Origin of the sequence: Bacillus sp. FJAT-52991 (genome assembly GCF_037201805.1) — a bacterium.
Lineage (GTDB): Bacteria > Bacillota > Bacilli > Bacillales > Domibacillaceae > Bacillus_CE > Bacillus_CE kandeliae.
In genome coordinates this window covers 1237596-1260368 of record NZ_CP147404.1, presented here as the reverse complement: position 1 = coordinate 1260368, position 22773 = coordinate 1237596, and the positions used below count along the sequence as shown (strand labels likewise).

22 protein-coding genes and 1 other annotated feature are annotated in these 22773 nt (G+C 40.4%); all 22 genes read right to left on the bottom strand.

Going from position 1 to position 22773, the window contains the following annotated elements:
* Positions 1–55: 55 nt before the first annotated feature.
* Entirely contained in the window at positions 56–676 is a 621-nt protein-coding gene (pyrE, locus tag WDJ61_RS06520) for an orotate phosphoribosyltransferase (protein WP_338754729.1), read from the bottom strand.
* 4 nt (positions 677–680) lie between these two features.
* Positions 681–1385 carry an orotidine-5'-phosphate decarboxylase gene (gene pyrF, locus WDJ61_RS06515; protein WP_338754728.1) on the bottom strand — a complete coding sequence of 235 codons (705 nt, stop codon included), beginning with the start codon at positions 1383–1385 and terminating at the stop codon, positions 681–683.
* On the bottom strand, positions 1357–2298 hold the full coding sequence (locus WDJ61_RS06510) for a dihydroorotate dehydrogenase (protein ID WP_338753934.1): 942 nt from the start codon (positions 2296–2298) through the stop codon (positions 1357–1359). The genes pyrF and WDJ61_RS06510 overlap by 29 nt, the downstream gene beginning before the upstream one ends.
* A complete protein-coding gene (locus tag WDJ61_RS06505) occupies positions 2295–3074 on the bottom strand; it encodes a dihydroorotate dehydrogenase electron transfer subunit (RefSeq protein ID WP_338753933.1) in 780 nt (259 codons plus the stop codon). The genes WDJ61_RS06510 and WDJ61_RS06505 overlap by 4 nt, the downstream gene beginning before the upstream one ends.
* Positions 3071–6289, bottom strand: a complete 3219-nt coding sequence (gene carB / locus WDJ61_RS06500; protein WP_338753932.1) for a carbamoyl-phosphate synthase large subunit — start codon at positions 6287–6289, stop codon at positions 3071–3073. The genes WDJ61_RS06505 and carB overlap by 4 nt, the downstream gene beginning before the upstream one ends.
* Positions 6282–7373 (bottom strand): carbamoyl phosphate synthase small subunit, encoded by a 1092-nt coding sequence (locus WDJ61_RS06495; RefSeq protein ID WP_338753931.1) that lies wholly within the window; start codon positions 7371–7373, stop codon positions 6282–6284. Before WDJ61_RS06495 ends, carB begins: the two co-directional genes overlap by 8 nt.
* Entirely contained in the window at positions 7370–8656 is a 1287-nt protein-coding gene (locus WDJ61_RS06490; protein WP_338753930.1) for a dihydroorotase, read from the bottom strand. The genes WDJ61_RS06495 and WDJ61_RS06490 overlap by 4 nt, the downstream gene beginning before the upstream one ends.
* Positions 8619–9548 (bottom strand): aspartate carbamoyltransferase catalytic subunit, encoded by a 930-nt coding sequence (locus WDJ61_RS06485; protein ID WP_338754727.1) that lies wholly within the window; start codon positions 9546–9548, stop codon positions 8619–8621. The genes WDJ61_RS06490 and WDJ61_RS06485 overlap by 38 nt, the downstream gene beginning before the upstream one ends.
* Before the next feature lie 242 nt (positions 9549–9790).
* Entirely contained in the window at positions 9791–10327 is a 537-nt protein-coding gene (gene pyrR, locus WDJ61_RS06480; protein WP_338753929.1) for a bifunctional pyr operon transcriptional regulator/uracil phosphoribosyltransferase PyrR, read from the bottom strand.
* 194 nt (positions 10328–10521) lie between these two features.
* Positions 10522–11433 (bottom strand): RluA family pseudouridine synthase, encoded by a 912-nt coding sequence (locus WDJ61_RS06475; RefSeq protein WP_338753928.1) that lies wholly within the window; start codon positions 11431–11433, stop codon positions 10522–10524.
* Positions 11420–11911, bottom strand: coding sequence for a signal peptidase II (gene lspA, locus WDJ61_RS06470; protein ID WP_338753927.1), 492 nt, complete (start codon positions 11909–11911; stop codon positions 11420–11422). The genes WDJ61_RS06475 and lspA overlap by 14 nt, the downstream gene beginning before the upstream one ends.
* Positions 11912–12090: 179 nt before the next feature.
* Positions 12091–14859 carry an isoleucine--tRNA ligase gene (gene ileS / locus WDJ61_RS06465; protein WP_338753926.1) on the bottom strand — a complete coding sequence of 923 codons (2769 nt, stop codon included), beginning with the start codon at positions 14857–14859 and terminating at the stop codon, positions 12091–12093.
* A 219-nt stretch (positions 14860–15078) separates the two neighbouring features.
* Positions 15079–15305: a binding site (T-box leader), on the bottom strand.
* 51 nt (positions 15306–15356) lie between these two features.
* Positions 15357–15866, bottom strand: a complete 510-nt coding sequence (locus WDJ61_RS06460; RefSeq protein WP_338753925.1) for a DivIVA domain-containing protein — start codon at positions 15864–15866, stop codon at positions 15357–15359.
* A gap of 103 nt (positions 15867–15969) precedes the next feature.
* Positions 15970–16743 (bottom strand): RNA-binding protein, encoded by a 774-nt coding sequence (locus WDJ61_RS06455; RefSeq protein WP_338753923.1) that lies wholly within the window; start codon positions 16741–16743, stop codon positions 15970–15972.
* Positions 16744–16814: 71 nt separating this feature from the next.
* Positions 16815–17078 (bottom strand): YggT family protein, encoded by a 264-nt coding sequence (locus WDJ61_RS06450; RefSeq protein ID WP_338753921.1) that lies wholly within the window; start codon positions 17076–17078, stop codon positions 16815–16817.
* 8 nt (positions 17079–17086) lie between these two features.
* On the bottom strand, positions 17087–17518 hold the full coding sequence (locus WDJ61_RS06445) for a cell division protein SepF (protein WP_338753920.1): 432 nt from the start codon (positions 17516–17518) through the stop codon (positions 17087–17089).
* An 18-nt stretch (positions 17519–17536) separates the two neighbouring features.
* Positions 17537–18208, bottom strand: a complete 672-nt coding sequence (locus WDJ61_RS06440; RefSeq protein WP_338753918.1) for a YggS family pyridoxal phosphate-dependent enzyme — start codon at positions 18206–18208, stop codon at positions 17537–17539.
* Between the two features lie 5 nt (positions 18209–18213).
* On the bottom strand, positions 18214–19038 hold the full coding sequence (gene pgeF, locus WDJ61_RS06435; RefSeq protein ID WP_338753917.1) for a peptidoglycan editing factor PgeF: 825 nt from the start codon (positions 19036–19038) through the stop codon (positions 18214–18216).
* Between the two features lie 70 nt (positions 19039–19108).
* Positions 19109–19381, bottom strand: coding sequence for a YlmC/YmxH family sporulation protein (locus WDJ61_RS06430; protein WP_338753915.1), 273 nt, complete (start codon positions 19379–19381; stop codon positions 19109–19111).
* Between the two features lie 101 nt (positions 19382–19482).
* On the bottom strand, positions 19483–20259 hold the full coding sequence (sigG, locus tag WDJ61_RS06425) for an RNA polymerase sporulation sigma factor SigG (protein ID WP_338753913.1): 777 nt from the start codon (positions 20257–20259) through the stop codon (positions 19483–19485).
* Between the two features lie 617 nt (positions 20260–20876).
* Complete coding sequence (gene sigE / locus WDJ61_RS06420; RefSeq protein ID WP_338753912.1) at positions 20877–21596, bottom strand: RNA polymerase sporulation sigma factor SigE; 720 nt, start codon at positions 21594–21596, stop codon at positions 20877–20879.
* A gap of 48 nt (positions 21597–21644) precedes the next feature.
* On the bottom strand, positions 21645–22571 hold the full coding sequence (spoIIGA, locus tag WDJ61_RS06415) for a sigma-E processing peptidase SpoIIGA (protein ID WP_338753911.1): 927 nt from the start codon (positions 22569–22571) through the stop codon (positions 21645–21647).
* Between the last annotated feature and the right edge of the window lie 202 nt (positions 22572–22773).

The following is a 22773-nucleotide window of genomic DNA, read 5'->3' as shown; positions in this document are numbered from 1 at the left end:
GAACCGATAAAAAAAGCGTCTTCCTAATGGAAGAACGCTTTTTTTATCGGCTATATTAGTTCCAGCTGCTAGGGTTTTCCTGCCACTTACGTAATGTTTCAAGATCGCTTTCTTGTACGTATTGCTTCTCTGCCGCTACTCCGATTAAAGTGGAGTACTCACTTAAACTGTGGGAAGAGACATTAGCTGCTGCTAATTTTTCTTTTCCAGCCTCTAATTCGTATGTAAAAATTGATACGATTCCGAGTACATCACAGCCCGCTTCACGTAAAGCTTCGACAGCTGTTACAGCACTTCCGCCAGTGGAAATCAAATCTTCGACAACGACTACTTTCGTTCCTGGTTCTGCTTTCCCCTCAATTTGGTTCCCTTTTCCATGTCCTTTCGCTTTTGAGCGTACATAACACATCGGAAGATCCATTAAATCGCTCACCCAAGCGGCATGAGGAATACCTGCAGTAGCCGTGCCTGCAATTAATTCTGCCTCTGGATAATGTTCTTTAATTAATGAAACAAGACCACTCGCAATCGTCTTTCTTACTTCTGGATAAGATAGCGTTAAACGATTATCACAGTAAATGGGAGATTTAATACCTGAAGACCATGTAAAAGGTTCATTTGGTTGTAAAAATACCGCCTTAATTTCTAATAATTTTTCTGCAATTTGTTTATTCAACATGCTACATTCCTCCCCATAACTGCTTGACTTTTTGATAAGCTACAAGCGGTTGTTCCGCTTTTGTAATTGAACGACCAACAACGATCATGGAAGAACCAAGCGTTCTTGCGAGTTGCGGGTCCGCTACACGCTTCTGATCGTTCGCGTCGTCTTCTTTCATGCGAATGCCCGGTGTAACTTTTAAAAACTCCGTCCCGCACACCTCGCTAATTTTTGCTGCTTCATGAACAGAACAAACGACTCCATCACACCCTGCCGCTTTCGTTAATTTGGCATAATGAAGCACCGATTCTTCTAAAGAAACCGGTATAAGTTGTTCCGTTTGCATTTGTTCTTCTGATGTCGACGTCAATTGAGTGACCGCGAGTAAGATTGGGCGTTGTCCAGAAGTACCTTGCTCCAAGCCTTCACGAGCAGCCGCCATCATTTTTTGACCACCTGCTGCATGGACATTAATCATATCCACTCCAAGCCCAGCCAATCCCTTCATCGCCTGTTGAACCGTGTTGGGGATATCATGTAGTTTTAAATCTAAAAAGATTCGATGATTCATCTTTTTTAAATTTTCTACGATAGAAGGTCCGTTTTGTAAGTAAAGCTCCATTCCTACTTTGACAAATAAAGATTCATTTTCAAAAGGCTGTAAAAAAGGTTCGGTTTCTTGCCAAGTTGGAAAATCAAGAGCAATGATTGGTTCTTTTTCCACTTTCACTCCAGCTCCTTCCCGTTAATTCACTAATATGATCAATGTCGTTATTTTGTAAAAATTGATCAAGCTCTGCAATCAGATTTGGGCAAATAAACGGATCTACAAAATTGGCTGTGCCGATCGCAACTGCATCCGCACCTGCGTAGAAAAATTCGATAATATCTTCCACGGTTGAAATTCCACCCATTCCAATGATTGGGAGATTCGTCTGCTGGCTTACTTCGTAGATCATTCGAATGGCTACCGGTTTAATCGCTGGTCCAGATAATCCGCCTGTTCGATTAGCGATAATCGGTTTGCCTGTTTTAATATCAATTCGCATGCCGATCAATGTGTTAATCATCGTTAATCCATCGGCACCGCCGTCTTCCACCGCTTTCGCCATTTCAACGATATTTGTTACATTAGGAGAAAGCTTCACATAGACAGGGACTTCTGATACTTCTTTTACTTTCTTCGTTAGTTCTTTCGCTGTTTCGGGAATTGTACCGAAAGCAATACCACCTGTTTTTACGTTCGGGCAAGAGATGTTTAGTTCTAGTGCGTGTACATTTTCCACTTTCGAAATGTTTTTCGCTACTTCCACATAGTCATCTACTTGAGAGCCCGCTACGTTCGCAATAATTGGCACATCAAATTGAGATAACCAAGACAGTTCATTCTCGATGACCTTTTCTAATCCAGGATTTTGTAAACCAATCGCATTAAGCATTCCAGCCGGAGTTTCTGCAACCCGTGGCGTGGGATTCCCAAACCTCGGCTCCTCTGTCGTCGCTTTAATCATGATCGCTCCTAGCTCACTTAAATCATAAAGCTGGCCATATTCACGACCGAAGCCGAAGCAACCTGAGGCTGGCATGATTGGATTTTTTAATGTTAATCCCGGAAGTTCTATGTTCAATCTACTCATAAAGCCACCTCCCCGATAGGAAATACTGGTCCATCACTGCATACTTTACGATACTCGGCACCTGTTGGATCGCTTTGCGGATGACACACGCAAGCAAAGCAAGCGCCAATGCCACACCCCATCCGTTCCTCTAACGAGATAAATCCTTTTTTCGTCAGTTGTAAGGCTTCTAATGCTTTTAACATGGGGATCGGACCGCAGGAATATAAAATATCTGCCGTCAAGTTATGTTCCTTAATCACATCTGTAACGAAACCTTTCGTTCCAAGTGATCCATCCACCGTTGCCGCATACGTGTCGCCTAGTTGAGAAAACTGGTCCATATAAAAAGCCGTTTCTTTATCTTGAAAGCCCAGCACATGAATCGTTTTGACTCCTTGAGCGTTTAATCTCTTAGATAGTTCGTAAAGCGGCGGAACTCCAATACCGCCACCGACTAAAATAGCCGTTTCACCTGATTTAGCTTCCTCTACAGGGAATCCATGTCCAAGCGGGCCAAGCACATCAACCGCATCGCCTGCTTTTTTTTCTGCTAATAATTTCGTTCCTTCTCCTTCTGCTCGATAAATCATCGTAAACTGTTGCTTTTCTTGATCAATGTTAGCAATGGAGATCGGACGTCTTAACAGCGGCATCATTTGGTTGCTTACTTTAAGATGAACGAACCGGCCTGGTTCGTTCATCTCATTTACAAGCTCACCTTGAAGAGTGAGCTCATATATATGCTTAGTAATCTGTTCTTGGGAAATAACTGTCATCCATTCCTTCTTAATCATGAAAGCACCGCCTCAGTTTCAGAAGAAAATTCTGATTTAGGCATCGCCTCTGCAGAGAAAATCATGGATTCAAGTACAAGCAAGATCGCTTCTGCTGTATCTAATGAAGTTAAGCAAGGAATGCCATTCTCTACTGTTTCACGGCGAATTCGGAATCCGTCACGAGCTGGCTGCTTTCCTTTTGTTAATGTATTAATCACAAACTGAGCTTGACCAGAGCGAATAATGTCTAGCATATCTGGTCCTTTCGCTCCAATTTTCGCTACTGTTTCAACAGGAATATTTGCCTCACTTAACGATTGTGCTGTTCCTTGTGTAGCTAACAGTCGATAGCCAATGTTATGGAATCGCTTTGCTAATGCCAAAGCTTCTTCTTTATCCTTATCAGCCACTGTCATTAAGACAGCTCCTTTTGTTGGGATTTTGATGCCTGAAGCAACTAACCCTTTATAAAGAGCTTTTGCTAAAGTGGCATCTTTCCCCATAACTTCACCAGTTGATTTCATTTCAGGGCCGAGCGTTGTATCTACACGACGTAGCTTCGCAAACGAGAAGACAGGAACTTTCACGAATACCCCTTTTTCTTCCTTCACTAATCCAGTGGAGTAACCCATTTCTTTCAATGAATGCCCAAGGATCGCTTTCGTTGCTAGATTCGCCATTGGCACATTCGTAATTTTACTCAAGAATGGCACTGTACGGCTTGAGCGCGGATTTACCTCAAGGACAAACACATCACCTTTTGACACAACATATTGGATATTTAACAATCCAACAATGTTTAATCCTTTAGCTAGCTTAATTGTATAGTCGATGATCTTGTCTTTTTGATCTTGCGTCAATTGCTGTGGAGGATAGACTGCGATTGAATCCCCTGAGTGAACTCCTGCGCGTTCAATATGCTCCATGATTCCTGGAATGACTACATCTGTTCCATCAGAAATTGCATCTACTTCGATTTCTTTACCTGTTAAGTAGCGGTCAATCAGTACTGGATGGTCCGGATTTATTTTCACAGCATTTTCCATATATTGCAACAGTTCCGCTTCTTTATACACGATTTCCATCGCGCGTCCGCCTAGTACATAAGATGGACGAACAAGCACTGGATAGCCAATCTTATCAGCAATTTTGACAGCTGTTTCTACAGAGAAGGCTGTTTTTCCAAGCGGTTGTGGAACACCAAGTGTTTGCAAAGTTTGCTCAAACTTATCACGGTTTTCCGCACGGTCTAAATCCTCAAGGCTTGTACCTAAAATTTTCACGCCGTGCTCCACTAGTTTTTCCGCAAGGTTAATCGCCGTTTGACCACCGAATTGGACAACGACACCTTCTGGTTGTTCCAAATCAATGATGTGCATAACATCTTCAACTGTTAACGGCTCAAAGTATAATTTATCAGAAATACTGAAATCTGTTGAAACCGTCTCCGGGTTATTATTGACGATGATCGCTTCATATCCTGCTTCTTTAATCGCCCAGACAGAGTGTACAGTTGCATAGTCAAATTCTACCCCTTGACCGATACGAATCGGGCCAGAGCCTAGGACGATGACACTTTTACGATCAGTGACAATCGATTCATTTTCTTCTTCATACGTACCGTAATAATATGGTGTAGCAGATTCAAATTCTGCCGCACAAGTGTCTACCATTTTGAAAACTGGGATGATGCCATTTTCTTTGCGCCAGTCATAAACTTCCTTCTCACTGATGCCCCATGATTTAGCAATCGTGCAGTCAGCAAAGCCCATTTCTTTTGCTGTCTTTGCTACTTCTGCGTTAAACGGCTGTGCTTGCACATCTTTTTCAAATTCCACAATATTCGCGAACTTCTGTAAGAAGAAGAGATCAATTTGGCTCCAATCATGGATCGTTTCGATCGTCACGCCGCGGCGTAAAGCTTCACCAATATAGAAGAGACGCTCATCTCCAGCTTTTCTAATACGTTTTTCGATCATCGCATCATCCATCTCTTTAATTTCGTCAAGTTCAAGATGATACACGCCGCTTTCAAGAGAACGAACAGCTTTTAATAAAGATTCTTCAAGCGTACGGCCAATTGCCATGACTTCTCCCGTCGCTTTCATTTGCGTACCAAGTGTACGGTTAGCCGATTCAAATTTATCAAATGGCCATCTTGGAATTTTAGATACGATATAGTCAAGTGCTGGCTCAAAGCAAGCGTAAGTTTTTCCCGTCACCGGATTTTTCATCTCGTCTAATGTTAAACCTACTGCAATCTTAGCAGCAAGCTTAGCAATCGGATAGCCTGTTGCTTTGGATGCTAGAGCAGATGAACGACTCACACGCGGGTTAACTTCGATAATGTAATATTGGAAGCTATGCGGATCGAGGGCTAACTGAACATTACATCCACCTTCAATACCAAGGGCACGAATAATTTTTAAAGAGCAATTTCTAAGCATTTGATATTCGCGATCACTTAGCGTTTGGCTAGGTGCGACAACGATCGAGTCTCCCGTGTGGATACCAACCGGATCGATGTTTTCCATATTACAAACGACGATCGCATTGTCATTAGAGTCACGCATTACTTCATATTCGATTTCTTTAAAGCCGGCAATACTTTTTTCGAGTAAGCATTGCGTCACCGGGCTGTATTTCAATCCGCTTGTTACGATTTCAATTAATTCTTCTTCATTCGTACAAATCCCTCCGCCTGTTCCTCCAAGCGTGTAAGCTGGACGGACAATCACCGGATAGCCAATTTGCTCAACAAAAGCATACGCTTCTTCGAGTGTATGAATAATTTCACTTTCAGGAACAGGTTCATTCAGATCGTTCATCAGTTGGCGGAATAAATCACGATCCTCCGCTTGCTCGATCGCTGACAATTTCGTTCCTAAAATTTGCACTCCATACTCTTCCAGCACGCCCGCTTTCGCTAGTTCAACGGCCATGTTTAAGCCTGTTTGCCCTCCTAATGTCGGTAAAAGAGCATCTGGACGTTCTTTTTGAATAATGCGGCTAACAAATTCAAGTGTGATTGGTTCAATATAGACAGCATCCGCAATTTCCGTATCCGTCATGATGGTAGCTGGATTGGAGTTGACCAAAATTACTCGGTACCCTTCCTCTTTAAGGGCAAGACACGCTTGTGTGCCGGCATAATCAAATTCTGCTGCCTGACCAATGACAATTGGGCCAGACCCGATTACTAAAATGCTTTTAATATCTGTACGTTTAGGCATTTTGAAGCTCCTTTCCTGCGTTTGCTTTCATCATGTTGATAAATCGATCAAATAGTTGGTTATCATCCTCTGGTCCTGGAGAGGCTTCTGGATGATACTGAACAGAGAATGCTGGGAATTCTTTATGAGCTAAACCTTCAATGGTTCCATCATTTAAAGCTACATGTGTGACTTTTAATGCTGTTTGTGCAATCGACTCTTCACTCACGGCATAGCCATGATTTTGAGAAGTTAAAGCTGTTTTTCCTGTTTCTAAATCTTTCACCGGATGGTTTGATCCACGATGACCGAACTTTAGTTTGAATGTATCTGCTCCAGAAGCTAGGGCAAACAATTGGTGCCCAAGACAGATTCCGAAGATTGGTACTTTTCCAATTAAGCCTCTTATCGTTTCAATTGCATGTGGAACATCTTTCGGATCCCCAGGTCCATTGGAAAGCATAATGCCATCTGGATTAAATTGCAGGATCTCTTCTGCTGTTGTATCATGCGGAACTACTATCACATCACAATCACGTTTGTTTAGCTCGCGCAAAATACCATGCTTCATACCAAAGTCAATCAACACCACACGATAGCCGCGTCCCGGACTCGGGTAAGCGGATTTCGTAGATACTTGCGCAACTTGATTAGTTGGGAATACAGTCGCCTGTAGTCGGTGAATGATCTCTTGTGCATCTTCTTCTATCGAAACGATCGCACCTTTTAATGTTCCGTGTTGACGAATGATTCTAGTCAATTTTCTTGTATCAATCCCAGCAATTGCTGGGATGTTTTTCATTTTTAAATACTCATCTAACGTAACTTCACTCCGGAAATTAGATGGGTAATCCGCTGCTTCTTTCACAATTAATCCTTTTACTGCTGGTTGAATGGTTTCGAAATCATCGCGATTAATTCCATAATTACCAACTAGCGGGTAAGTAAATGTGACAATTTGTCCACAGTAGGAAGGGTCTGAAAGAACTTCTTGATAGCCTGTCATTCCTGTTGTAAAGACGATTTCTCCAGTCGTATCTTTATCGCTTCCGAAACCTTTTCCGATAAAGACTGTTCCATCTTCCAAAATTAATTGTTTTTTCATGCTTGCACCTTTCCTTCCTGCCAAACAATTTTTCCTTCTAAAAATGTCGCTGTCGGCCAACCGTTGCATGTCCAGCCAGCAAATGGTGTATTTTTACCTTTTGATGCAAATTCATCAGGGTTAATTTCTTTTTCAGTAGTTAAATCGATCATCGCTAAATCTGCGATCGCTCCAATTTCTATTTTTCCGTATGGAAGGTCAAACGCTTCTGCCGGTTTGATTGTCATCCAGTCTACTAACTGCTTTAAGGTGACGACCTCTTTTTTTACTAAGTTTGTGTACAATAGCGGGAAGGCTGTTTCTAGACCAACGATCCCAAATGGTGCTGATTTAATGTTTGCCGCTTTTTCTTCCGCTGTATGTGGGGCATGATCAGTAGCGATAAAATCAATCGTGCCATCGAATAATCCTTCCAATAAAGCTTGTTGATCCGCTTTTCCTCTTAGAGGTGGGTTCATTTTATAGTTTGTATCAATCTCGGGAATGTCCTCATCGCAAAGCAACAAATGATGCGGTGTTACCTCAGCTGTTACTTTAATGCCTGCTTTTTTCGCATCTCTAACAGTTCTTACGGATTCCTTTGTGCTGATATGACAAACGTGATAATGACAGTTTGCTGCTTCTGCAATCAGTACATCTCTTGCAATATGTACTGCTTCACAAATGGAAGGAATACCAGGGATGTTATTTTTTTCGGCAAATGTTCCCTCATGAACGGCTCCGCCATAGATTAAGGAATTATCTTCACAATGGGCAACAACCGCCTTATCAATAGCTGCTGCTTGCTTCATTGCTTCGTACATCATACCCGCTTCTTGAACTCCGACACCATCATCGGTAAAAGCGAAGGCACCTGCTTGTTTTAAGCTGTTAAAATCAGTTAATTCTTTTCCTGCTTCTCTAATCGTAATTGATGCATATGGAAGGACTCGAACATGCGCCGTTTCTTCAATGCGTTTATTTAAAGCCGTTAAGTGCTCGACTGTATCGGGTACGGGACGAGTATTTGGCATTGGTGCAATCGTTGTAAATCCACCTTTTGCTGCTGCCAATGTACCTGTTTCAATCGTTTCTTTATGCTCCCCTCCTGGCTCACGCAAATGAACATGTAAATCGATTAATCCAGGAACAATTAATTGACCATCCGCTTCAAATACATTCTCACCGTTTTCCGAGAGTTGATCACCCATCTCTACGATTTTTCCTTCTTGAATACGAATATCTTGCTTAATCATTTCTCCATTATCAGCAAGAATATTTCCATTTTTGATTAGCCAGTTCATTTGACATTCTCCCTTCCAACACTTGTTTTAACACAGCCATTCTGACATACACGCCATTTTCCATTTGTTTAAAAATTCTAGAGCGTTCACATTCAACTAGACAATCTGCAATTTCCACATCACGATTGACTGGTGCCGGATGCATAATAATGCTTCCTTGTTTCATTCTTCGCTCACGCTCAACCGTTAATCCATACATTTGATGATATTGCTCTTTTGTCATCGCGGCTTCGCTACCATGACGCTCATGTTGAATTCTCAGTAGCATGAGAACATCTACTTCTTCTACGAGTTGATCTAACTCTGTAAATTGTCCTGCCTCTAAATATTCTTGTTCAAACCACTCTAATGGGCCTGAGAAGCGTACTTCTGCACCTAGCTTTCTTAAAGCCTCTGCATTCGATCTCGCAACTCGGCTGTGACGAACATCTCCAACAATTCCTACTTTCAAGCCTTCAAAGCGGCCAAATTCTTGTTGAATCGTAAATAGATCTAACAAGCATTGAGTTGGATGTTGTCCGCAGCCATCGCCTGCATTAACGACTGGAATGTTTACCTTATCTATTAATTGCTGATAGTATGCCTCTTCTTCATGACGGATCACCACGGCATTGACACCAATTGATTCAAGGGTGCGAACGGTATCATATAAGGTTTCCCCTTTCAACACACTTGAGCTTCCTGCTTCAAAAGGAACGACTTCAAGACCGAGCTTTCTTTCCGCTACTTCAAAGCTTGTTTTTGTACGTGTGCTTGCTTCGAAAAACAAATTAGCGATGAAAGTTTGTTCTCCTGGATGCCAATTTTCTCCTTGAGCAAATTTTTTCGCTTGCATTAATATTAACAGAATCTCATCTTTATGCATATCCTTAATTGATACTAAATTTCTTATCATTGCAGATCCGCCTCCATTTTCATGAAAAAAACACCCTTTTTCAAGGGTGTTGTGTAATTGAAGACAACGATTTACACAGTTTAATACTGCGTTTTGTCTCCCTCTACCCTTGTATGCCTCTCTGGACATTTTTAAAAGGTTTTTTATTCATTTTTTTGTATAATCGCATGAGCAAATGGAATGTTTCGATCATTCGTTTCTCTTTGCCAGTCTCTCTGGACAGCTATTAAAGAGTTTGCTTATTCATGAATCGCTACTTTATCTATATCATCTACTTCTTCTAATGTCACAACAATTCTTTCACTGCTAGCAGAAGGAATATTCTTTCCTATAAAGTCTGCTCTGATTGGAAGTTCACGGTGTCCTCGATCTACAAGTACAGCCATTTGAATTTGTGAAGGACGACCGATATCCATAATGGCATCTAAAGCCGATCTAACCGTTCTGCCTGTATAAAGGACATCATCGACCAAAATGACCGTTTTATTCGTTATATCTATCGGAATATCCGACCCCCTTACTTCAGGGTCTTTACTTTCTGTTTTAATGGACAAATCATCTCGATAAAGAGTAATATCTAGATCACCAACAGGAATTTCTTCACCTTCTATTTGCTTTATTCTCTCAGCCAAACGCTTAGCTAAGAAAATTCCTCTCGTACGAATACCGACGAGGATGCAATTTTCGATTCCCTTATTCTTTTCTAATATTTCATGAGCTATTCTAGTTAAAGCACGCCGAATGGCTTGTTCGTCCATAACCACCGCTTTTTCCATTTGATCTCACCTCTCGAGCATTTCCTAAAACAAAAAAGCCTCTCGCCACATGGGTGAGAGGTCAAATTTTTCGCAAGAAAAACGAAGAATACTCCTCGTATATTCTTAAATTCCGATACCTTCTCAGCCTCACGGGACTGTTTTTTAAAGGTCATATTCAACTGTTAACAGCTTACCGCTTCTTTTCAGGTTTGTCAATTGTTTTTCGATAAAAACTCAAGAAGATCCACAAATTCCTGAGGTAACGGTGCTTCAAACTGCAAGTATTCCTCCGTTCGAGGATGAACAAAACCAAGAACTCCTGCATGAAGAGCTTGCCCTGCAATATCGAGCGTTTTTTTCGGTCCGTATTTCGGATCGCCAGCTAGTGGGTAACCGATGTATTTCATATGGACACGAATTTGATGTGTTCGGCCTGTTTCTAGCTCACATTCCACTAACGTAAAATCTTTAAACCGTTCTAGCACTTGAAAGTGAGTCACTGCCTGTTTGCCGCCATCAACAACCGCCATGCTTTGCCGATCTTTTTGATCACGTCCAATTGGCGCATCAATCGTTCCATGGTCATGAGGAATCACTCCATGTACAATCGCTTTATATTTTCTTGTTACAGACTTATCAACGAGTTGTTGAACAAGCTTTTCATGTGCTAAATCATTTTTAGCGACCATTAATAAGCCAGATGTATCTTTATCAATTCGGTGAACAATACCAGGGCGCATCACACCGTTTATCCCAGATAAATCTTTACAATGCGCCATCAAGCCATTTACTAATGTCCCTGATACATGTCCAGGTGCAGGATGAACGACCATTCCTCGAGGTTTGTTAACAACAAGAACGTCCGCATCTTCATAATAAACATCTAAATCCATTTCCTCCGCTTCAATATCAAGCGGTTCTGGTGCAGGAATCTCAATTATCAGCTGATCTCCAGGCACACATTTATAATTGGCTTTCACCGATTGTTGATTTACTTGAACAAGACCGGCTTTAATCCAATCTTGCACCTGCGTGCGCGACCATTCTTCATTCAGCCCAGCTACTACTTTATCTATTCTTGAATTCTTTTCCTCTTCAAGAACGATGTGTTCAATTTTTTCCATTTAGAAGCTCCTTTTCTTTCCGATCTTCAATAATCATAGCAATCATTAATAGAACGACACCAATGGTTAAAGCCGCATCCGCAATATTGAAAATCGGAAAATCATAACTAAAAATATACGTATTAATAAAATCGACCACTTCTTTTCGAAAAATACGGTCTATAAAGTTGCCGATTGCTCCTCCTAATAAAAAAGCGAGCGACACTTGCATCAACGGTTTATTTTTTGCCTCAGTCTGCATATAATAAACAATTCCAATGACAACGATCACCGTTATAATGTAAAAAAACCACAGTCGGCCTTCAAGCATTCCCCATGCTGCCCCAGTGTTTCGATGAGAAGTAATATAAAGAAAATTTTCTATCACTTCTACACTTTCTCCAATGCTCATGCTCTTCACGATTAGCCATTTCGTCCATTGATCTAACAGTATGACAAACAGTGCCAGTAAATAATACAAGAGATTTCCTCCATTCATCAAGATGAATCATTGAAAGATCCTTTTAAGATATTTTCGTATCGTTACCTTTTCAACAAAAAAGCTGTCCTGCCGTTAAGTCTGCTTCCGATGATTATTCCAAACCGGTCTAATATATCAGAAAACAAACACGAGCAGGACAACCTTTTCAACCACCCATTTCAGCTATGTTTATCAGATTAAGCCTGAGAATAATTCTCTTCTACTACATTCGCACAGCGTGGGCATAGAGTCGAATGAGCCTTGTTTTGACCAACTGTAGGTGTCACGATCCAACAACGTTCACATGTTTCACCTTCTGCTTTTTCTACTACAACCGCCCCATGCTCAAGCTTCATAGCTGCTTCAGGAGCATCTTCGAGAGAACTAGCAATTTCAAATGCAGAAACAATAAATAACTGTTTTAAATCTTCTTTAATGGAATCAAGTAATGTTTTCGTTTCCTCATTAGCAAATAAAGTGACTTTCGCTGTTAATGATTTTCCGATCACCTTTGCATTTCTGGCTTCTTCTAGTGCTTTTAAAACATCATCACGAACCGACATAAATTTCGTCCATTTATCTTTTAACTCTTCCGCCCGCTCTAGCTCTTGATATGTTGGCATATCTGTTAGCTGTACACTTTCCTCTTCCACATTCGAAATATATGGCCATACTTCATCGGCTGTATGCGATAAGATTGGTGAAAGCATTTTCGTTAAGGTTAAAAGCGTGTCATATAATACGGATTGAATCGCGCGACGATCCTCATGATTTTCCGCTTCAATATACAGAATATCTTTCGCGAAGTCTAGATAGAATGAACTTAAATCAACCGTACAGAAATTATTAATCGCATGATAAATTGTTGCGAATTCATAATTCTCATAATGATGATGCACTTCTTTAATTAAATCATTCAGCTTCACAAGCATGAATTGATCCACTTCACGTAAATCATTATAAGCAACTTTATGCTCCGCTGGATTAAAGTCAGCTAAGTTACCGAGCAAGAAGCGGAATGTATTACGGATTTTGCGATATACTTCAGCCACTTGTTTTAAAATCGCATCCGACACACGAACGTCTGCTTGGAAATCAACTGAGGCAACCCACAAGCGTAAAATATCGGCACCTAACTGCTGCATAACTTTAGAAGGAACAACAACATTTCCTAATGATTTACTCATTTTCCGGCCTTCACCGTCAAGAGCAAATCCATGGCTCAATACCCCTTTATACGGTGCTTTCCCAGTCACAGCTACGCCTGTTGTTAAGGAAGAGTTAAACCAGCCGCGATATTGATCGGACCCTTCTAAATAAAGATCCGCTTGGCGAACAAGATCGTCACGCTCTTCTAGTACCGCTTGATGGGAGGAACCAGAATCGAACCATACATCCATAATATCGTTTTCTTTTGTAAATTCACCGTTCGGGCTTCCTGGATGAGTAAATCCTTCAGGCAGTAATTCTTTTACTTCTTTTTCAAACCAAATATTCGACCCATGCTCACGGAATAAGTCAGATACATGCGCAATCGTCTTATCGGTAATAATAGCTTCACCGTTTTCAGCATAAAATACTGGAATCGGCACACCCCATGCACGTTGACGAGAAATACACCAATCGCCGCGGTCACGAACCATATTAAATAAACGAGTTTCTCCCCATGTCGGTACCCATTTTGTTTCTTTCACTGCTTCAAGCAACTCAGCACGGAATTTATCAATTGACGCAAACCATTGTGCCGTCGCTCGGAAAATAACAGGTTTTTTCGTCCGCCAGTCATGTGGGTACGAGTGTGTGAAGAATTCCAGTTTTAATAACGCACCGACTTCTTCTAGTTTTTCTGTAATTGGTTTATTCGCTTCATCATAGAACAAACCTTCAAATCCTGGTGCTTCTGCTGTCATCACACCACGATCATTCACTGGACAAAGAACATCTAATCCGTATTTCTTTCCAACAAGGAAATCGTCTTCCCCATGACCAGGTGCGGTATGAACACAGCCCGTACCTGAATCTGTCGTTACGTGTTCACCTAGCATCACTAACGAATCTCGATCATAAAGAGGATGCTTTGTTAAAATATGCTCAAGCTCTGCCCCTTTTACCTTTTTCGTTACTGTTGGGTCTTCCCAGCCAAGCTTTGTCGTTACTTCTTCAAGCAACTCTTCAACAACGACATATTGTTTACCCGCTTCTTCTGCTACCACATAGGTCAAATCAGGGTGAACGGAAATTCCAAGGTTCGCTGGAATCGTCCATGGTGTCGTTGTCCAAATGACAATATTTGTTCCTTCTTCAAGCACTCCTTTTCCATCACGAACAGTGAAAGCAACGTAAATAGAAGGTGAACGCTTGTCTTTATATTCAATTTCAGCTTCTGCCAAGGCAGACTCACTTGATGGAGACCAATAAACAGGTTTCATTCCTTTATAAATATAGCCTTTTGTCGCCATGTCACCGAATACTTTAATTTGTTGTGCTTCGTATTCTGGCTTTAATGTAATATATGGGTTTGCCCAATCTCCACGGACACCAAGTTGCTTAAATTGCTGTTTTTGGCGTTCGACTTGCTCATACGCATATTCTTCACAAAGTTTACGGAATTCAGCAACCGTCATTTCTTTACGTTTAACACCTTTGTTTGTTAGCGCTTGTTCAATAGGTAAACCGTGCGTATCCCATCCCGGAACATACGGGGAATGAAATCCGCTCATCGATTTATAACGAACGATAAAGTCCTTTAAAATTTTGTTTAGCGCATGCCCCATATGAATATCCCCATTGGCATACGGAGGGCCATCGTGAAGAATGAACATCGGACGTCCTTTTGTCCGCTCTTGCACTTTTTTATAAATGTCCATCTCATCCCACTTTTGTTGCATATCAGGTTCACGTTTTGGCAAGTTCCCTCTCATTGGAAATTCCGTTTTTGGCATTAATAATGTATCTTTATACTCCATTTTTATCCTCCTTTATGTGCACATTGCGTATTGAATATAAAGTGAAACTTCAATCAGTGGGGGGTTTTCTTCATCCCCCACTGATTGTTAGTTGAACCAATCGGGCGTTGACGGGTTGTTGATCCCCCACCTACATGTCTGCGTTTCTTCTGCCATGTTGAGGTGGGGGTCTTACAGCCCGTTAATGCGGGATAAACAAAAAAACCTCCTCATCCCCTAAAAAGGGACGAGAAGGTTTCCCGCGTTACCACCCTGCTTAACAAGTCTCTAGACTTGTTCACTTGAACATTCGTATCGTGAATGACTCGCTCTTCTCTACTAAGATGCTACTGTTCGAGTTGAGCACTCCAGGGTGATCTTCCATCTCCCGCTTTTACTAGGCTTCCACCATCCCCAGTTCGCTTTCAAAAGCTATAGACATGTACTTTCCCTATCATCGCATGAATATATAGTTAATAATGTTTCAATTATAGAAATTGAACACCTTCTCGTCAAGCTTAGACGCCTTCTTCACTCAACTTTTCTAATTCCTCAGCATCTACTTCAAAGTCCATCAGGGCATCCCAATCATCATTACTTAATAAATCAAGCTGGGCTTCCATTAACATTTTGAAGCGCGTTCGGAACACTTTAGACTGCTTTTTCAATTCCTCAATTTCAATCGCAATTTTTCTTGCTTTTGATAAAGATTCATCGACAATGCGATCCGCATTTTTTTCGGATTCTCGAATTAATAGTTTCGCTTCTTTGTGAGCATTTCTTTTCACTTCTTCAGCAGTTTCTTGAGCAATAACAATCGATTTATTCAATGTTTCTTCAATATTAGAAAAATAATTAAGTCTTTCCGTTTGCGCTGCAAGCTGCTCTTCTAACTCTTTTTTCTCACGAATAATCAGTTCGTAGTCTTTAATAATTTGATTGAGAAAGCTATTTACTTCATCTTCATCGTATCCACGGAAACCTCGATTGAATTCCTTGTTATGTATATCTAACGGCGTTAAAGGCATCAGCCCACCTCCACTACAGATCTCAAATCAACTTTTTTCATCATGCTACATATTATAATGGTTTTTTAGCTGCTTGTGATAAAAATCGTGAAATTTTAATAATTTATTTCAAAATACCTAATGTTATGCGCCATTTGTCCTTTTTTGTTTTTCCTTCATTTGTTAAAAACCTGCTTCTACCTATTCCTCTGACAGAAAAGACATCCCCCTCTGAACATTCAAATGCAGGGTCTTCAACCTTTTTCCAATTTACCTTTACCAGACCTGATTTGATTAAAGTTTGCACTTTTTGTCGCGATAAACGAGAAAGTGCGGCGATGATTGCATCAAGTCGCAAGGAGGAGACAGTTGTATTGATTTCTTTCCATTCTTCTTCTTTTGTTAATGCATCTTCAAATGCTTTCTCCTGTAGGCGAACAGCTACTTTTCCGATATGGCTGACGTTTAACTGAATATAGCTGCTGACTTCCTTCGCGGCTAGAAATTGAAATCGCTGACCGTCTGTTAAAATATCGCCAAACTTTCCACGGCGCAATCCGACCCCCATTAAGCTCCCTAATATTTGCGAATGCTGAATCGAAGTAAACTTCTCCGGATAGGAAATTTCGTATAGTGTAATATCAAAATCTTGATCTTCAGGCTGAAAGTATTCGGGTGTAATCAGTGCTCTTTTTCTCTCCGTATTCACTGCTCCACCAAAGAAAACGACCTTTACTTCACCATGACTGCCAACGACCGCTTGCACGATCTCCTGCTCTCTAGGATCAAGAAAATCCGTCAGTTTAGGTGCATATATTTGTTCCGCTTCATTTTTCCATTGTAGGGTCTGATCAATAAACTCTTTTTCTTCTGGTCGAAAATGCTGATAAATTGACATGATCATCTTGGCTCCTTTGATCGATACAAAAAAGGAGGCTGATTTCGCCCTCCTTTTTTTGATCACAACGATTAAATTATCCACATCGCTAATTGATAAAGTCCCTTTGTCGCTAAGTTCAGAACTAAAAACGCAACAAGTGGAGATAAATCAAGCATACCAAGTGGTGGAACTATTTTTCTAAACGGCTCTAAATATGGCTCGCATATTTTCGTTAAAAATTGCCCAATGCTCGTTTCACGTGCATTCGGAAACCAAGACATTAAAATATAAATGATCAATGCCCAAGAATAAAGTTGAATGGCCTTAATTAAAAGGTTAAAGACAATTAGCATATTATTTATTACCACCTCGAATTATCAATGTCTGACTCAGGTAAAAATTGAGATATATTCCCCGACACTTCCACATTATCAGGTGTACAAAGAAATATCTTTGGACCTAGCTGTTGAATTTCTCCACTAATAGCGTAGACGGTTCCGCTTAAAAAATCAACTATTCGCTTCGCTTGATCATGCTGAATACGTTGCAAATTCACAATCACCGCTTTTCTATTCTTTAAATGATCAGCAATTTCTTGTGCCTCTGCAAATACTCTTGGTTCAAAAAGAATGACTTTTGAAGCCTTCTGTACACTTTGCAAACTAACTACATTTTTCTTGACAGACTTAGGCTGCTTTATCTCTTCCTGTTCCGCCGTATCTGTTTCTTCTGCTAGCTGATAGTCATCATCATCCAAAAGAAAAAACGCTTTAAATTTAGATTTGATTCCCATCATTCCACCTCCCGGACTCTATTCTCCAACAAGAGCCGTACCGATCCGAATCATTGTTGCTCCTTCTTCAACGGCAATTGCATAGTCATTACTCATTCCCATTGATAATTCTTGACATGGTGCATACGCTAAACCCAATTGTTGCACCTTTTCTTGTAGCTGTTTTAATTGTCTAAAACAACCTCGCAACAAGTCTTCATCATTCGTTAAGGGTGCCATAGTCATTAATCCGCAAACCGTCACTTTCTCCAACCCCTCTAATTGCTGAACAAAGGGAATAACCTCTTCCGGATGCAGACCATGTTTCGATTCTTCTCCAGATACATTGACTTGAATCAAGCAATTCACCGATTGACTCGCCCTCTTATTAATCTCTTCAGCAAGCGACAAACGGTCAAGAGAATGTATGTATGATACATGATCAATAATATTTTTTACTTTTCTTGTTTGCAAACTACCTATGAAGTGCCAAACCGGTTCTTCCTTTAGCACTTCCCATTTTTTCAACAATCCTTCATCTCTATTTTCACCGAGATGAACAATTCCTGCTTCAAGCGCTTCTTGAGCTCGTTCAGTTGATACATATTTTGTAACCGCGATCAATTTGATTCCATCAAGATCTCTGTCTACTTTTTGGCAAGCCTTTTCTATATTCATTTGAATATCTTTTAAATTATCTATTACTTTCATACTACTTATTTCTCCTTCCAACCAATGAACCCTATCATTCTCCCCGTCTTTCCAAGATCACGGCGATGGGAAAAGAATTCACTACTACAACTTGTACAATAATGAGTCGTTTTAATATTTTCTCTCGGAATACCGGCTTTCATAAGAATCCATTCATTAAGCAGCTGCAACGATAAATAATAACTTCCCTTTTGTCCATTAACTGGAGCATAAGGTAATTCCCTCTCTGAATCGACCCAGCTACGTACCTTTTCTATTACATAGTCATCCACTATATAGCAATTTTTACATATGGATGGTCCAATGACAACCTCAATGTCTGCTGGTCGAATACCATCTTCCTTCCATTTCTTCACCATTTCAAACCCAATTCCCAAAACTGTACCTTTCCAGCCAGCGTGTGCTGTTCCTATGCGATTAGACTTATTGGAAAAAAAGTAAAGAGGTACACAATCCGCATAGCATAATGTCAACAATATTCCTTTTTCATCTGTAAAAAAACCGTCTATTGCTTTGAAACTTGTTTCGTAATCGAGTGCACCTTTTCCTTTATCTTTTTTCCCTACTGCAACGATTCGATCTCCATGTGTCTGAACAGCTCCTACCCAATTGGACACCGGAAAGTCCAACATCCCACCTAATAATTGGCGATTTTCACATACATCTTCTGCACAGTCATCGACATGAAACCCAAAATTCAAGCTTTTAAAGGCACCAAGACTCAATCCCCCCTCTTTTGTGGTGAAACCAGCGACAAGATTAGGGGCGATATCTTGCCATTCTTTAATCACATATACACTGTCATGAACAGAAACAAATGGTTCCTTCATTCTTCATACTCCCGATTATTTTCCTCTAGTTTAACATAAAATCGCTTTAGACATATCAAGGAAAGAGAAATTATTCCTCTTTTGATTCCTTATCAATAGAATTAGCGGTAGCAGAGTGCCGAACTAAAATAACATCCTCTCCAATTTTGACAATTTGAGGCCACGGGATGACAACCTCTTCTTCCTTTCCAAAAAAACCAAACATTTTTCCACCTTTACTAATGACAATAGAGTCGATCGTACCGGCTGTCAAATTCAAATGAATATCTGTAATATTTCCAAGCTTCTTTCCGTTGGCGACGTTGACAATATCTTTTAGCTGGAATTCTGATATTCTACTCACTTATTTGCCTCCCGTTCATATATTTACTGTTTTCATTATATGCCGAGACAAAAAAATAAGACTCTTCTTGCGTGGATCGCTTAAGAGTCAAATTGAGAATATTAGTTAATATTTTTATTCATTTGTTTAATAGCTGCTTTTTCAAGCCTAGAAACTTGCGCTTGTGAAATACCAATCTCATCTGCTACTTCCATTTGTGTTTTCCCTTGATAAAACCGTTTACGAATAATCATTTTTTCGCGCTCATTTAACCTTTTCAACCCTTCTTTTAACGCAATTTCTTCTATCCAATTCGTATCCTTGTGACTTTCATCGCTTAATTGATCCATCACAAATATCGGATCTCCGCCATCGTTATAAATAGGCTCAAATAATGAGACCGGATCTTGAATCGCGTCAAGTGCAAAAACGACTTCTTCCTTTGTCAAGTCAAGCTCCTTACTAATTTCTTCTGCCGTCGGCTCCTTAGACGTCTCAGTCATGATCCTTTCTCTCACTTGTAACGCTTTATAAGCAATGTCCCTTAAAGAACGAGAGACTCTTATAGGGTTGTTATCCCGCAAATACCTTCTAATTTCACCAATAATCATCGGTACCGCATAAGTAGAAAATCGAACATTATGACTTAAATCAAAATTATCTATAGATTTCATCAAACCAATACAGCCTACTTGAAACAAATCATCCACATACTCGCCGCGATTATTAAAGCGCTGGATCACACTCAGCACAAGCCGCAAATTTCCATTCACAAGTGTCTCACGTGCTGACCATTCTCCCGCCTGAAGACGCTTAAACAGCACCTTCATCTCTTCATTTTTCAATACAGGGAGCTTCGAAGTATCCACACCGCAAATCTCAACCTTATTACGCGCCATTATGAAAAATCCCCTCCTTGCAGGAACTGCTGTACAACCACAGTATCCCCCTGCAAAAAGAAAACTATGCATAAAAAAAAAGCGGAAGGTGCTGTTTAGCGACGGATGGACTGAAGTGATCCGCACGAGATAAAGGAAACACGATGAACGACAGTGAATCGATGTTGACTTATCGCAAGGAGGAGAACGGAAGTCCACTAGTCGCTAGCACCTAGAGCTGGACATCAAGAAAAGCGGAGCCGACTGTTCAGACACGACAAGCAAATGACAGAATGACGAAATGGCGTTTTTCAGCCATGCAGTCAGGCTGGCATTTGACTCGAGTGTCTAGGAGGTGGGGGCTAAACAACAAGAAAAGCGGAAGCGACCGCTTAGACTCGGCAGACATAAGACGGACCGCCGAAGTGGCGTTCTTTGCCACACAGGCGTGACGGCTTATGTCCGAGAGTCTGGTCGCTGCAGCTGGACAACAAGAAAAGCGGAAGCGCCTTGTTCAGCCCCGACAAGCGCAAGACGAGCCGCACGGAAAGGTGTTCTTTACCTTTCTGGGAGGATTGGCTTGCGACCTCGAGGGGCTAGGCACTGCAGCTGGACAAGAAAAGCGGAAGGCTTCGATGTTACACCATCTTATTGAATTCTTTTTGAAGTCGATGAATGATTCGTTTCTCTAGTCTAGAGATATATGATTGCGAAATCCCAAGGAGATCGGCCACATCTTTTTGGGTTTTTTCTTCACCACCCCTTAAACCAAATCTCAATTCCATGATTTGTTTTTCTCTATCTGACAGCTGCTCCATTGCTTTAAATAACAAGCTTCGATCTACCCCTGCTTCAATATCTTTTGTAATAACGTCATTTTCTGTACCTAAAACATCTGAAAGCAATAACTCATTGCCATCCCAATCGACATTTAATGGTTCATCAAAGGAAACTTCTGACCTAATTTTATTATTCCTTCTCAAATACATTAAAATTTCATTCTCAATACACCGAGAAGCATAAGTAGCTAATTTAATCTTCTTTTCTGGATTGAATGTATTCACTGCTTTAATTAAACCAATGGTCCCAATGCTAATTAGATCTTCAATATTGATCCCCGTGTTTTCGAATTTCCTTGCAATATAAACGACTAATCGCAAGTTTCTTTCAATCAACAACGCTCTAGCCGCTTGATCTCCAGTTGGAAGTTTTGATAACAACTTTTCTTCTTCATCTCTTGAAAGAGGTGGTGGGAGAGCTTCACTACCGCCGATATAATAAATTTCATCGGTTTTTAAACCTAATTTAATCAGAAGCTTATACCAGTAATAAACTATTTTTATCTGTAGATCTTTCATAAAGCAACCTCCCTCTTAATAAATTTATATAAACAGAATGAAACCGCTTTAAGAAACTTCTTCATAAGAAAGGGGAAGCACCATTTTGGGGTGTAAAATACAGGAAAACTGATCATCTGAAGATAACGGTACTGCTGTAAAGCTCATTAATACTTTATTTAAATCAATTTGTTTGCATCCATTACATATCTGCACCTTGTCCGGTTTAAAAGCGAGCAGTAACTGTTGAGCGTTGCCAACGGATTTTGCAGGCACGATTCTCATTTTTTCCACCCACTCATGTGGCAGGCATAACTCATCTAATAACAACCGTTCTGGTTGATCAGCACCCTCCATAACTTCAATCGGTAACTGTTCTTCTAATCCTTTTGTGGACACTAACATCACAGGCATTTTCGAAATTGGGTCTTGTAATTGGTTGCCTGTATCTACTAAACCTTTCACGAGTAAAACTAAGCCGTTAATTTCAATAGTTACATCCATTAACTGATCATACTGTATTTGAGCCGTTTGAAAGTCGTCCATTCTGTTTTTAGCAAAATACCAAGCTAATGGAAAACCAAACATCACGAATATCCAACTAATCGGATCACCAATACCTCGTAAACTTGCTAAAAACATGTCAGATTCGAGTTGCATATCAAACTGAAGAAAATAATGAGCTCCTAAAAGCATACCTCCCGTTAAAAAAGTAGAAAAATAAAGGGCCATTAAATTAGCAAAGAAAAATTTCCAACGCTTAAAACCATATGCGACAAGCACCATACCAATAGATAAAGCCAATTTAGAGACTGGATGTCCAGTCAATTCCGCCCACGGACTTATGATGAAAAAAACACTAATCGATCCAATCAGTCCACCTAGCACAACACGATACCATTTTGCTGAACGTTTTAAAAATATAGCGCTCATCCAAAGCAACAAACAATCTGCTAAAAAATTTAACAACCACAAGGCATCTAAATAAAGGGTCACAACATCCCTCCTCCTAGTAAACAACTTGTTAGTAACTAAGTTGATTCAAGTATAAAGGAGACAACCATAGAAGTCTGTCACAATTCGGAAGAGAAAAAGAAGAGTTTTTCATGTAAGATTTCGAAGTTTGTCAAACGATTTTAGTTATAAATTGCAAAAATAGAATTAATATCCTATAATCAAAAAAAGAAAAGAGTAGCAC

Bases quoted from the DNA above. Each gene is read 5' to 3' on its own strand.
- WDJ61_RS06450 (WP_338753921.1), bottom strand. From the start codon at position 17,078: ATGCTAATTGTCTTTAACCTTTTAATTAAGGCCATTCAACTTTATTCT.
- WDJ61_RS06490 (WP_338753930.1), bottom strand. From the start codon at position 8,656: ATGAACTGGCTAATCAAAAATGGAAATATTCTTGCTGATAATGGAGAA.
- lspA (WP_338753927.1), bottom strand. From the start codon at position 11,911: ATGAATGGAGGAAATCTCTTGTATTATTTACTGGCACTGTTTGTCATA.
- carB (WP_338753932.1), bottom strand. From the start codon at position 6,289: ATGCCTAAACGTACAGATATTAAAAGCATTTTAGTAATCGGGTCTGGC.
- WDJ61_RS06445 (WP_338753920.1), bottom strand. From the start codon at position 17,518: ATGGGAATCAAATCTAAATTTAAAGCGTTTTTTCTTTTGGATGATGAT.
- WDJ61_RS06505 (WP_338753933.1), bottom strand. From the start codon at position 3,074: ATGATTAAGAAGGAATGGATGACAGTTATTTCCCAAGAACAGATTACT.
- WDJ61_RS06455 (WP_338753923.1), bottom strand. From the start codon at position 16,743: ATGTCAATTTATCAGCATTTTCGACCAGAAGAAAAAGAGTTTATTGAT.
- ileS (WP_338753926.1), bottom strand. From the start codon at position 14,859: ATGGAGTATAAAGATACATTATTAATGCCAAAAACGGAATTTCCAATG.
- WDJ61_RS06440 (WP_338753918.1), bottom strand. From the start codon at position 18,208: ATGAAAGTAATAGATAATTTAAAAGATATTCAAATGAATATAGAAAAG.
- WDJ61_RS06460 (WP_338753925.1), bottom strand. From the start codon at position 15,866: ATGCCTTTAACGCCGTTAGATATACATAACAAGGAATTCAATCGAGGT.
- WDJ61_RS06475 (WP_338753928.1), bottom strand. From the start codon at position 11,433: ATGGAAAAAATTGAACACATCGTTCTTGAAGAGGAAAAGAATTCAAGA.
- WDJ61_RS06495 (WP_338753931.1), bottom strand. From the start codon at position 7,373: ATGAAAAAACAATTAATTTTGGAAGATGGAACAGTCTTTATCGGAAAA.
- pgeF (WP_338753917.1), bottom strand. From the start codon at position 19,038: ATGAAGGAACCATTTGTTTCTGTTCATGACAGTGTATATGTGATTAAA.
- pyrR (WP_338753929.1), bottom strand. From the start codon at position 10,327: ATGGAAAAAGCGGTGGTTATGGACGAACAAGCCATTCGGCGTGCTTTA.
- sigG (WP_338753913.1), bottom strand. From the start codon at position 20,259: ATGGCGCGTAATAAGGTTGAGATTTGCGGTGTGGATACTTCGAAGCTC.
- WDJ61_RS06510 (WP_338753934.1), bottom strand. From the start codon at position 2,298: ATGAGTAGATTGAACATAGAACTTCCGGGATTAACATTAAAAAATCCA.
- sigE (WP_338753912.1), bottom strand. From the start codon at position 21,596: ATGAAAGATCTACAGATAAAAATAGTTTATTACTGGTATAAGCTTCTG.